The sequence below is a fragment of the Psychrobacter sp. CAL346-MNA-CIBAN-0220 genome (assembly GCF_040309805.1).
GTDB lineage: Bacteria > Pseudomonadota > Gammaproteobacteria > Pseudomonadales > Moraxellaceae > Psychrobacter.
Map to the genome: position 1 here is coordinate 1 of NZ_JBEOPF010000649.1, position 242 is coordinate 242.

The 242-nt window shown below is 39.7% G+C and carries 1 protein-coding gene; it reads right to left on the reverse strand.

Going from position 1 to position 242, the window contains the following annotated elements:
* Positions 1-242 (reverse strand): SpoVR family protein (locus AAEY88_RS15180; protein ID WP_350563726.1); only part of this gene is annotated, 242 nt, incomplete at both ends.

Below are 242 nucleotides of genomic sequence, written 5' to 3' on the forward strand. Positions count from 1 at the left end.
GACTTTATAGTCTCTCCCCTGCTTTTGAAACAAGTACAAATCTTCCCTCATCACAAGGTCTTTCGTTAAGTAATTTCGAATAAAAGAAATGTCTGATTCAATTTCCCGCACTTCAAACATTTTGCTGCGACCCGACCCTTCCGTCACTCCTGCTTTTTTTAATTCCTCGCATGGATGATCGTAGCGCTCTTCAATATCTTCAAAAATCTTCAGCCCTAAATAGTAAGGATTGATTCCTGTCT